This window comes from Plantactinospora soyae, assembly GCF_014874095.1.
Taxonomy (GTDB): Bacteria; Actinomycetota; Actinomycetes; order Mycobacteriales; family Micromonosporaceae; genus Plantactinospora; species Plantactinospora soyae.
On the sequence record NZ_JADBEB010000001.1, the window covers coordinates 4459245 to 4470182 of the forward strand.

The 10938-nt window shown below is 68.5% G+C and carries 10 protein-coding genes; 7 read left to right on the forward strand and 3 right to left on the reverse strand.

Translation table 11 applies throughout. The features are described from left to right. Positions 1 to 38 precede the first annotated feature (38 nt). From H4W31_RS19915 to H4W31_RS19940, 6 genes are all read left to right on the forward strand, one after another. Positions 39 to 1484 (forward strand): cellulose binding domain-containing protein, encoded by a 1446-nt coding sequence (locus tag H4W31_RS19915; RefSeq protein WP_318783283.1) that lies wholly within the window; start codon positions 39 to 41, stop codon positions 1482 to 1484. Between the two features lie 405 nt (positions 1485 to 1889). Continuing rightward, positions 1890 to 2999 (forward strand): Ig-like domain-containing protein, encoded by a 1110-nt coding sequence (locus H4W31_RS19920; RefSeq protein ID WP_192768041.1) that lies wholly within the window; start codon positions 1890 to 1892, stop codon positions 2997 to 2999. 661 nt (positions 3000 to 3660) lie between these two features. After that, on the forward strand, positions 3661 to 5040 hold the full coding sequence (locus H4W31_RS19925) for an ABC transporter substrate-binding protein (protein WP_192768042.1): 1380 nt from the start codon (positions 3661 to 3663) through the stop codon (positions 5038 to 5040). A gap of 85 nt (positions 5041 to 5125) precedes the next feature. Then, entirely contained in the window at positions 5126 to 6079 is a 954-nt protein-coding gene (locus H4W31_RS19930) for a carbohydrate ABC transporter permease (protein WP_192768043.1), read from the forward strand. Positions 6080 to 6091: 12 nt separating this feature from the next. Further along, positions 6092 to 6979, forward strand: coding sequence for a carbohydrate ABC transporter permease (locus H4W31_RS19935; protein ID WP_192768044.1), 888 nt, complete (start codon positions 6092 to 6094; stop codon positions 6977 to 6979). Between the two features lie 151 nt (positions 6980 to 7130). After that, on the forward strand, positions 7131 to 7643 hold the full coding sequence (locus H4W31_RS19940; RefSeq protein ID WP_192768045.1) for a hypothetical protein: 513 nt from the start codon (positions 7131 to 7133) through the stop codon (positions 7641 to 7643). 47 nt (positions 7644 to 7690) lie between these two features. Here the strand turns inward: H4W31_RS19940 and H4W31_RS19945 are convergent, their stop codons facing one another. Next, entirely contained in the window at positions 7691 to 8341 is a 651-nt protein-coding gene (locus H4W31_RS19945; protein ID WP_192768046.1) for a response regulator, read from the reverse strand. Continuing rightward, positions 8338 to 9501 (reverse strand): sensor histidine kinase, encoded by a 1164-nt coding sequence (locus H4W31_RS19950; protein WP_192768047.1) that lies wholly within the window; start codon positions 9499 to 9501, stop codon positions 8338 to 8340. The genes H4W31_RS19945 and H4W31_RS19950 overlap by 4 nt, the downstream gene beginning before the upstream one ends. Positions 9502 to 9628: 127 nt before the next feature. On the opposite strand from H4W31_RS19950, the gene H4W31_RS19955 reads away from it, so the two are divergent. Continuing rightward, entirely contained in the window at positions 9629 to 10492 is an 864-nt protein-coding gene (locus H4W31_RS19955) for a hypothetical protein (protein WP_192768048.1), read from the forward strand. 31 nt (positions 10493 to 10523) lie between these two features. On the opposite strand, the gene H4W31_RS19960 is transcribed toward H4W31_RS19955, so the two are convergent. Continuing rightward, positions 10524 to 10910 carry a hypothetical protein gene (locus H4W31_RS19960; protein WP_192768049.1) on the reverse strand — a complete coding sequence of 129 codons (387 nt, stop codon included), beginning with the start codon at positions 10908 to 10910 and terminating at the stop codon, positions 10524 to 10526. Positions 10911 to 10938: the final 28 nt, after the last annotated feature.

A 10938-nucleotide genomic window follows, 5' to 3' on the forward strand; every position in this document is an offset into this window, starting at 1 on the left:
CGACGGCTGTCGTCGTCCTCGACCCGGGGGAGATTCCGGTGACCGTATGCGCCGTGCTCCGCCCCGCCCTCGCGGCCGGGCTGGTCAGCCTGCTCGCCGGACTCGCGGTGCTGACCGCCCCGACCGCGTACGCCGCCGAGGCGCGGTTGTCCGCGACCTACGTCGAGGCATCGACCTGGAGCACCGGGTACGGCGGCGGCTTTACGATCACCAATGTTGGCGACGCCGTGGCGGAGGACTGGACCGTCGAGTTCGACCTGCCCGCCGGTTCGCGGGTGACCAGTTCATGGAGTTCGGTCCGCAGTCAGACCGGCCAGCGGTACCGCTTCACCAACGCCACCTGGAACGGAAGCCTCACCCCGGGCGCCTCCGCCGACTTCGGGTTCAACGTGAGCGGCCTCGGCCGGCCTACCAACTGCCTCGCCAACGACCAGGCCTGCGTCGGTGCTCCGACGACGCCGAGCCCGACCGCTCCGCCGAGCCCGACCGCGCCGCCCAGCCCGACGCCGAGTTCGCCGCCCGGCCCGACGGTCGTGGTGGGCACGGCGGCCCAACTTCGGGCCGCGCTCGCGGACGCGGTGCCCGGCCAGCGCATCCAACTCGCGCCGGGGACCTATCGCGGCTCGTTCGTCGCGCAGCGGCCCGGCACTGCCGCCGCCCCGATCGTTCTCACCGGTCCGCGCGACGCGGTCCTGATCAACGACGGTCCGAGCGGCACCGGACCGTCATGCCCGGCCCCGACCGCCGGCTGGGATTCCGGGTACGGCCTCTGGCTCTTCGCCGCCGCGCACTGGCGGCTGGCGGGCTTCACGGTCGCGGAGTCGAAGAAGGGCATCGTCCTGGACAACTCGCCGCACGTCACCATCGACGACGTGTACGTGCACCACGTCGAGGACGAGGCGATCCACTTCCGCCGCTCCTCGGCGGACGGGATCCTGCGCAACTCCCGGATCGAGCACACCGGGCTGGCGCAGCCCGGCTACGGCGAGGCGGTCTACCTCGGATCGGCGAACTCCAACTGGTCCTGCCACGGCAACAGTGCCGGGGTGGACCGCTCCGACCGGGTCCAGGTGCTCGGTAACCGGCTGGGCCCCTCGGTGGCCGCCGAGCACATCGACGTCAAGGAGGGCACCGTCGGTGGCGTCATCCGGGGCAACACGTTCGACGGGCGCGGGCTCTCCGGCCAGAACTCGGCCGACTCGTGGGTCGACATGAAGGGCACCGGCTACGTCGTCGAGGACAACGTCGGCTCGTACGCCCCGCCGGGCACCTTCGCGAACGGGTACGAGACACACAACCCCGTCGCCGGCTCCGGCTGCGGCAACATCTGGCGTCGCAACAGTTCGGACCTGGGCGGAGTGGGCCGGTGGGCCATCAACGTCACCTCGACGTCGAAGTGCCCGGGGAATCTGAACGTGGTCTACGCCAGCAACACCGTGACGAACGCGACTGGCGGCCTGACCAACATCGCGGTGACCCCCTGACCCCATCGCCCCTCGGCTCGGGGCGGCGCCCTACAGGTCGCACAGCGCCCGGACGTCGACGCCGCGCACAGCGCCGTCATCTGTGACAGTCGGTAGCTGTCATGGTCCCGGCTCAAGAACCTTGCCGTGCTGACCCGTGATCGGTTGGCAGGAGTCACCCTTGCGGTCCAGCGGTGGCCCTCAGGTCGGTTCTCCCTGGCAGAGCGCAGCATCTTCGTCACCCGACCACTTACCCCGGCGTGCGGCCAACGACCAGGCGGGGTGCTCTGCGACACCGCGACGAGAAGCCACCCGTAGTCGCTGTCGGATTACGGTCAGTAACGAACGTCTCTGTTGAAACGCGTCTAGCTTCACGAGCAGGGGGCGAAGCGAAGAGCCACGTAGCGCGCACATCGGGAGAGCACCATGTGGAACAAACGGGTCGCAACGCTGGTCGTGTTGCTCACCGTGGTCAGCGCCACGGCCGTGCCCCCTACGGCTCGAGCCGGTGCACGTGGGGACGTGCTGTTCGGCGACTACAACTCCGACGGCTTCCAGGACGAGGCCGTGCTCGGCGCGATCCTGCCGAACCTCTGCTCGACCATCGTCACGTACGGCGCGGCACCCGGCTTCTACACGCCCCCGATCGCCTACACATACCTGGCCCTCGGCGGCAGCGCGACACCCGACTGCCCCGACATCGGAGTAGCGGCCAACGTGGATGACGACCCAGCCGACGAACTGTGGATTGCCTGGTCCCAAGGCGCCCCGGCCACCGTGGACTTCAACCGGCTGGTGCTGCAGACCCCGTCCTTCACTCCCACGATCCGGTACACCTCAACGATTATCCGACCCACCTTCATAGGCAAAGCCGTGTTCGATGCCAGTGGCCAGTACAGTCCGTACGCGATCGGCCCCGGCGGGCTGTTGAGCTCCATCATCGAAGGAGACGTGGTGGTCGCTGGTCCCGTTGCCTTCTGCTCCGTCGACGCCCCCACCGTGCAGATCGCCGACTGGAACAGCGACGGCATCGACAGCGTCCTGCTCACCTACACCAGGGGCTGCACCGACAACAGCAACGGCGTGGTGGAAATCCGCCAGGACGGTGCCATCCGCCACCTCGAGATCGACCCGGCCGGCCGAACCGCCTGGACCGCCCGGCTCACCAATGCCAACGGCGACCGATTCCCGGATGTTCGCACCGTCAACCAGACCACCGGCGAGGTGAGCTACTTCATCAACAACGGCGGCGGCGACTTCTCGCTGACGAGAGCACCTGACGCCAACACCGACCAGGTCACCCTCGCCACCGTCAGGCCGCTGGCCATCGACATCCTCGCCAACGACTTCGTCAGCCGCTACGCCGAGATCACCATCACCGTCCCACCCAGGTACGGAACCGTCCAGGTGCTCTCCGACCGCCGGGTGATCTACCGACCAAATCCGACTCACGGCCGCACCGACAGATTCACCTACCAACTCGTCGAAGAAGGCAAGCGGAGCAGCGCGACGGTCAACATCAGATTCCCGGACTGATCGACTCGCAGAGCTCCCAGGCCCTCGACAGCCGACGACACGGCAACGTCGGTGTCAACCATGGCCATCTCCACCCGGTAGGACACCAGTCGGCGACCCCTACGCACGTCCCGCTGCCGGCTGCCCTGTAGGCGGCGAACCTCGGCGACGGAGAAGGCGAGTACCGCGCCAGGCGGCTCGCCCATGCCCCACCTGGCGCGGCGACGTACCCCGTCGTTCTGGCCGCTCCGTTAAACCAGTCGGCCACCGGGGCAGTGTTTTCTCTCCCCCTCCCCCCAAGGTTCTCTCCCCGCTGACCGGCGCGCAGCGGCGCGCGGGCAGTTCAGCCGAGGGCTCAGACGGCAGCCGAAAAGACAGCTTTGCCGCAAGTGCTGGCGCGTTCGTCAGCCGAGAATCGGGCTGAAGTGGGGGATTTCGTACGACATCCGCGTCGGCTTGTCGTCGTCTGCCGTAATCAAGTCGTGTCTTTTCAAAACACAGTCGATATCTTGCTGAAATGAGTTCGTCTCGCTACAGTGACTCCACTCACAACCCGACGTCAGGCAGCTCCAGGGCCAGGTCACGCATGGCAGATAGAGATCAGAAGCAGGGCATGGCCGCGGTGACGGTCCCGCGGATCAGCAGAGGTCATGGAGACTCCCGTTCCCGAAGGGATGGACAGATGTCCGTACCGCAGTACCGGAAGGTCGCGGCGATGGCGCTCGTGGCCGGCCTGGGGCTCAGCCTCACGGCATGCTCCACAAAGAGCGACGACAGCGACTCGACCGCAGGCGGCAAGGTCACCATCACGGTCGACTGCCAGCCGGTCGGCTCGCAGAAGGAGCTGTTGCAGAACTGGAACGCCGACGTCGTGGAGTTCCAGAAGCAGAACCCCGACATCGTCGTCAAGAGCGTGAGCGTCGGCGAGCAGTGCAACAACCCGCCGGACTTCACCGCTCGCCTCGCCGGCGGCACCGTCACCGACGTGTTCTACGGGTACATGACCGATCTCCAGCAGGTGCTCGACTCCGGTCAGGCGATGGACATCACCTCGTTGGCCAACAAGGACTCGATCCCGACCTGGGACAGCGTCGACCCCGCGCTCAAGGAGGTCTTCAGCGACGGCGGCAAGCTCTACGCCGTACCGGTGAAGAACTACTCGATGGGCCTGGTCTACAACAAGGCCCTGTTCCAGCAGGCCGGGCTCGACGTGAACAGCCCGCCGAAGACCTGGGCCGAGGTCCGGACCGCGGCCAAGAAGATCTCCGCGCTGGGCAACGGCATCGCCGGGTACTCGGAGTACAGCGCCGGCAACACCGGCGGCTGGCACTTCACCTCCCTGCTCTACTCCCAGGGCGGTCAGGTGCTGACCCCGGACGGCAAGAAGGCCGACTTCAACAACCCCATGGGCAAGCAGGTCCTGCAGAACCTCAAGGACATGCGGTACGGCGACAACAGCATGGGCGCCCGCCAGCTGCTTCAGTGGGGCGACCTGCTGACCAACGCCGGCGCGGGCAAGGTCGGCATGTTCATCGGCGCACCGGACGCCACCCAGGCGATCGTGAGCCAGTTCCAGGGCAAGTTCCAGGACTGGGCGATGGCCCCGCTGCCCGGCCAGGACGGCCCGGCAAAGGGGACGCTCGGTGGCGGCGAGGGTTACTTCTTCAAGAAGGACCTCACCCCGGAGCAGGTCAAGGCCGGCATGAAGTGGATCGCGTACCAGAAGCTGACGCCGGGCAAGGGCCAGTTCGACTACGTACGGGCCAAGCCGCAGAACTACCCGGTGGGTCTGCCGCAGCCGCTGCTCTTCGCCAACGGCAGCGAGGCGCAGAAGCAGGAACTCGAACTGCGGAAGGCGAACGCCAACGTCGACACCGCCAACTTCGCGATCTTCGAGGCGACCCCGGTTGCGATCAAGGGTGAGCCCCGCAACGCGCAGGCGATCTACGCGGTCCTCGACGCCGCGATGTCCGGAGTACTGACGAACCCGAACTCGAACATCGACGCGCTGCTCAAGACGGCCGAAGAGAAGGTCAACCAGCTCCTGGCCGCCGAGAGCTGACCCTCTGTGGCGGGAGCCGGCGTGCCGGCTCCCGCCACCAGAGCGCACCACACCGTCGACGTCACCGACTTCCGCAGGAGTTGCCTTGGCGCTCACCACCGTCCCGGGTACCAGCAGAGAATCGCCTCGCCCCGCGCCGTCGCGCCCGGCACGATCGGGTACGAGCCTCGGCCGCAAGGTACGGGACAACCTCACCGGGCACACGTTCCTGATCGGGGCCGTGGTCTGCTTCGCCGTCTTCTCCTGGTACCCGATGATCCGCGGCATCGTCATGAGCTTCCAGCGCACCCGGCGGGGCGAGACCACCTGGGTCGGCTGGGAGAACTACTCCCGCATCATCGACGACCCGAGCTTCCTGACCGCCTGGAAGAACACGTTCTACTTCACGGTTCTCGCGCTCGTCCTCGGCTACGCGGTGCCGTTCTTCGTGGCGATCCTGCTCAACGAGTTCCGCCACGCCAAGGGGTACCTGCGGATCCTGGTCTACCTGCCGGTGATGCTGCCGCCGGCCTCGGCGCTCTTCCTCTTCAAGTACTACGCGTACGACCCCAGCGAGGCGGGACTCTTCAACGCGATCCTCAAGGCGCTGCACCTGCCGACCTCGCAGTGGATGCAGTCCCCCGAGATGACGATGCCGGCGATGGTGGTCGCGTCGACCTGGATGAACATGGGCAGCGCGGTGCTGATCTACCTGGCGGCGCTACAGAACATCCCCGGCGAACTCTACGAGGCGGCCGAGCTCGACGGCGCCGGGATCTGGCGGCGGATCGTGAACGTGACGATCCCGCAGACCCGGCTGATCCTCGCGCTCCTGGCGATGCTCCAGATCGTCGCCACCATGCAGCTCTTCATCGAGCCGCTGATCCTCGCCAACGGTGCGGGCGCGGAGGACTCCGCGACCTCGGTGGCGTACCTCATCTACCAGCACGGGTTCTTCCAGAACGACCTCAACGGTGCTGCGGCGCTCGGGGTGATCATGCTCGTGGTGCTGGCCGGCTTCTCCGCCGTCTACGTGCGGCTGACCTCGAAACAGGACTAGGACGGGCCACCAATGGCACAGGACTCCGGGACCCGGACCCTCATCTCGCACGCCCAGCTCCGGCGCGGGCGCGGCAAGTTCCTCTACTGGACGCTGCTCGCCGTCGTCGTCGTGGTGTTCACGCTCGTCTTCCTCGGGCCGCTGTACTGGATGGTCACCGGTGCGCTGAAGTCCGGTCAGGAGATCGCGCAGACCCCGCCGTCGCTGTTCCCGAAGGACCCCCAGCCGCAGAACTACATCGACGCGTGGAACAACCTCGACCTCGCCAAGCTGCTCTTCAACACGTTCTACTACGCGGCCGGCGCGCTGGTGTTCCAGCTCGTCCTCGACACCGCCGCGGCGTACAGCCTGTCGAAGCTCCGACCGATCTTCGGCAACGCGATCCTCGGCCTGATGCTGGCGACGCTGATGATCCCGGCGATGGTGCTCATCGTCCCGCAGTACGTGACCGTGATCGACCTGCCGATCGTGCACATCAACCTGCTCGACTCGCCCTTCGTGATCTGGCTGCCCCTGGTCGCGAACGCGTTCAACATCTTCCTGCTGAAACGGTTCTTCGACTCGATCCCGGAGGAGCTGATGTCGGCGGCCGTGATGGACGGGGCGACGCCGCTGCGTACGCTCTGGTCGATCATCCTGCCGATGTCGCGCCCCATCCTCGGCGTCGTCTCGATCTTCGCCGTGACGGCGGTCTGGAAGGACTTCCTCTGGCCGAAGCTGGTCATGCCGTCGCCCGAGACCCGGACGGTCAGCGTCGGCATCTACGCCTTCGCCGGCGGTACGCCGATGAACGTCGTGATCGCCGCCTCGGTCATCGCCGCGATCCCGACCGTCATCATCTTCCTGCTCTTCCAGCGGAACATCATGTCCGGCCTGACCACCGGCAGCCTCAAGGGATAGCCAGCGGTTGGGCGCAAGCCGCGTCGAGTGGCTCAGCCGAAGGTTGGACCGGGCGGGCATCCCCGGCCACCAATGGACGATGTGGGCGAACCGGTCATCACCGTACGGTCGATCGCATCCAATCCGGCGAAGCGATAGCGAGGTGTTCCTGATGCCCGGAGACGACGACATGATTCCCGGACACGACCGGCGGCGGTTCCTGGGGCGTACGGCCGGTGCCGGCGCGGTGGCGATCGGTGCGGCGATGGCGGCGAGCGGGTTGGCAGAGGCTTCCCCACCCGACCATCGACAGCCGGACAGCCCGGTCGTGGGTACCTGGCGCGGCGTCGTCACATTGCCGCACGAGGAGGAGGTGGCCCTGCTCACGTTCCTGCCGGGCGGCTTCTTCCTCTCCTTCGCCCAGGGGATCCACATCGCCACGGGGCGGTGGAGGGCCACCGGGCGACGCACGGTCACGTTCACCCTGTGGCAGGTGCTGCCGGACGACCTGAAGGGGTTGCCGCTGCGTTACAACGGCGAGGTCCGGGCCCTGCACCACGCAGAGGTACGCGGCGACGAGCTGACCAGCGAGGGCACCTACCGGGGGCTCGACATCGACGGCAACGAGACCGGCCGGGGACCGGTGTCCGCCCGGGCCACCCGGTTCGACATCGGCACGTTCTGAGCCGCCGGGCGGACCGGACCGGACCGGTCCGGTCCGGTCCAGTCCGGTCAGCGGACCAGACCGGCGCGGTACGCCAGGATCGCCGCCTGCACCCGGTTCGTCAGTTGGAGCTTGGCGAGGAGCCGACTGATATGGCTCTTCACGGTGGCTTCGCTCAGGTACAGCCGCTGGCCGATGTCGCGGTTCGTGAGGCCCTCGCCGAGCGCGACGAGCACCTCCCGCTCCTTGCCGGTGAGCACGTCGAGCCGCTTGAGCGCCTCCTGGCGGCGCGGGTTGGCCGGCTCGGCGAACCGTTGCAGCAACTTGCGGGTGACCTGCGGCGACAGCATCGCGTCCCCGGCGGCGGCGCTGCGTACCGCGGCGGCCATCTGATCGGCGGTGGCGTCCTTGAGCAGAAAACCGACCGCGCCGTGCCGCAGCGCGGTCGCCACGTACTCGTCGAGGTCGAAGGTGGTCAGCACGACCACCTTCGGCGGTGCCGCGAACCGGGACAGCGCGGCCGTCGCGCCGAGTCCATCGGCGCGGGGCATCCGGATGTCCATCAGCACCACGTCGGGGCGCAACTCGTACGCCTGCCGTACGGCCTCGTCCCCGTTGCCGGCCTCGCCGACCACCTCGATGTCGTCGTACGCGTCCATGATGGTGCGGAGCATCGCTCGGACCATCCACTCGTCGTCCACGACCAGCAGCCGGATCACGACAGCACCTCCAGGTCCGGGCCTGTCACCGGTAGCCGGGCCGACACCTCGAACCCACCGCTGTCCAGGCGACGGGTGCCCAGCGTGCCGCCGACCAGCCGGACGCGTTCGGCGATACCGAGCAGCCCGTGCCCACCGCCCGGTGCCACCCCCGGTGCCCTGGTGCCGCCGTCGTCGCGGACCACCAGCCGGAGTCCGTCCCCGTCCGACTTGAGCACCACGCTGGTCCGGGCGTCGTACGCATGCTTGTGCACGTTCGTCAGCGCCTCCTGCACCACCCGGTAGATCGCGTGCTGTACCAGGGCCGGGGCGGTGAGCCCGGCGGAGACGGAGAGTTCGACGGTGTGCCCGAGCGCTCGGGAGGCGTCCACCAGCTCGGGCAGGTCACCGATGCCGGGCTGCGGGCGCAGCGGCGCGGCGGCACCGTCGCGCAGCACGCCGACCAGGGTGCGCAACTCGGCCAGCGCCTCCCGGCCGATGCCCTGGATCCGGCCGGCGATGGCCACCGCGTCCCGACCCCGCGCCGACTCGAGCGCGGTGGCGTGCAGCACCATCAGCGCCACCCGATGGGTTACCACGTCGTGCATGTCCCGGGCGATCTGGGCCCGCTCCTGCGCCCGGGCCTGGTCGATCCGGAGCCGTTCCTCGCGCGCGTTGCGCCGGACCCGCTCCTCCAGGTTCGCCAGCACCTCCCGGCGGGACGTCAGGTAGAGGCCCACCAGGACCGGCAGGATGCTGAGGGCGACACTGAGCGGTACGCCCGCGTCGCCGCCGTTGGACCGCCAGATCGGCCAGGCCGTAGCGGCCACCATCAGGGCGGTGAGCGGGAACCGCAGCCAGGTCCGGCGCAGGTGGGCACCGACGGAGAACTGCGCCAGTAGCAACCCCGGCCACGCCCCCACGACGATCCAGCAGAGCAGCGCGGAGCCGTACAGCAGCAGTGGCCGGTCGCGCCGGACCAGCACGGCGAGTCCGCTGAGCAACCCGAGGGCCAGGTTGACCACCAGCGGGGCGCGGTGGTTGACGATGGGGGAGCCGTTGAACAGCCCGGACTGGAGCCCGTCCCACGCACCGGCGAGTACGCAGACCGCAGCGAGCGTCAGGTCCACTGCGCGGCGCTGGCGAGGGCCCATGCCGGAGAAGTCTATGCAGGTCGCCATGGTGCCACCTCGGCCGTTGGACTCATCCGAAAGTAGTGCCGGGGTACCGGCAACACACGACCATCGAGTGGCGCTTCGAATCACGTCGGCCGATGGCCGGCGGTTCGGTCGTACCTAGCGTCGAGGCATGTCTTCCGATGTCCTACCCGAGGCCGCCGACCGGTCCACCCGTACTGCCGTTCCGACGCTGCACTGGCTCTTCGTCGGCTTCGCCGCGCTGACCGTCGGGATGCTGCTGAACGGCTCCGACGCTGCCCCACTCCGGGCGGCAGCGCTGTTCGGCTACCCGGTGGCGGCGGTGCTGTCGGTGGTCGCCGCGCTGGGCGGGCCGGAGCGCGGGCGCCGGATCGCCATCGTGCTGCACCTGGTCCTGGCGCCGGCGCAGTTCGTCTTCAGCATCCCGGCCCCGATCGCGCTGCTCGGCATTCCGCTGTCGCTGACGATCCTGGCGCTCAGCCGGCCGAGATTTCCCCGGATGGCGCCCCGGACCCGGAAGGTCTGGCTGACCCTGCACGTCGGGTTCAGCGTGGGCTGGCTCGGCGTGGGGCTCACCATGACGGTACTGGCGATCCTCGGCACCACCACCGACTCGCACACGCTCCGGCACGGCGTCTACGAGGTGTTGCACGTGGTGGACCTTGCGGCGGCGATCCCGTCGATGTTCCTGTCCATCATCACCGGCCTGGTCGTCTCACTCGGTACGAAGTGGGGCCTGGTCCGGCACTGGTGGGTGCTGGCCAAGTTCGCCATCTCGGTGAGCATCCCGCTGCTAGCCGGCACCGTGGAGAGCGCGCTCGCCGACGAGTTGGCCCGGCGTACGGTCGAGCCGACCGGGGTGCCGGGAAGCAGCGGGGTGGCGCTGGCGGCCTGCCTGGCCGCGTTCACCGTCGCGCTGTGGGTCGCCACCGTGCTGTCCGTGGTCAAGCCGGCGAACCGAACCCGTTGGGGCCGGGCGGCCGAGGCGCGGGAGCGGGCGACGCGCAGGGGCTGACAGACAGGTCGGGGCCGAAGCGGTCGGGGGGTCAGGCGACTCGGAGCCGGGTTACGGATGCCAACCGGGTGCTGTCGACGGCACCGGTGACCTCGTTGGGACGGTCGATTGGCGGCGACGTCGACTCCGCCGCACCGACACCTGCCGGGTCCGGCGCGTCCGCCTCCGGAGTCGGCCCATCCGACGGCCCGGCGGTGACGGTCGAGTCGACGGACGTCAGGATCTCGTCGAGCGTCGAGGCGAGCCTGCGCGCGTCACCGACGTCCAGCCGGAAGGATCCCCGGCACACCGGTCCGAGCCACAGGGACATCACGACGGTGCCACGCTCGCTGTGATAACTGACCCGCATCGTCCGGTCGCCGCCGCGCGTATCAGTGAACAGATCACCGAAGCTCGGCATCGGCAGTACCTCGCTCATGGTTCCAGGATGCGCGAAGAGCGGTCGG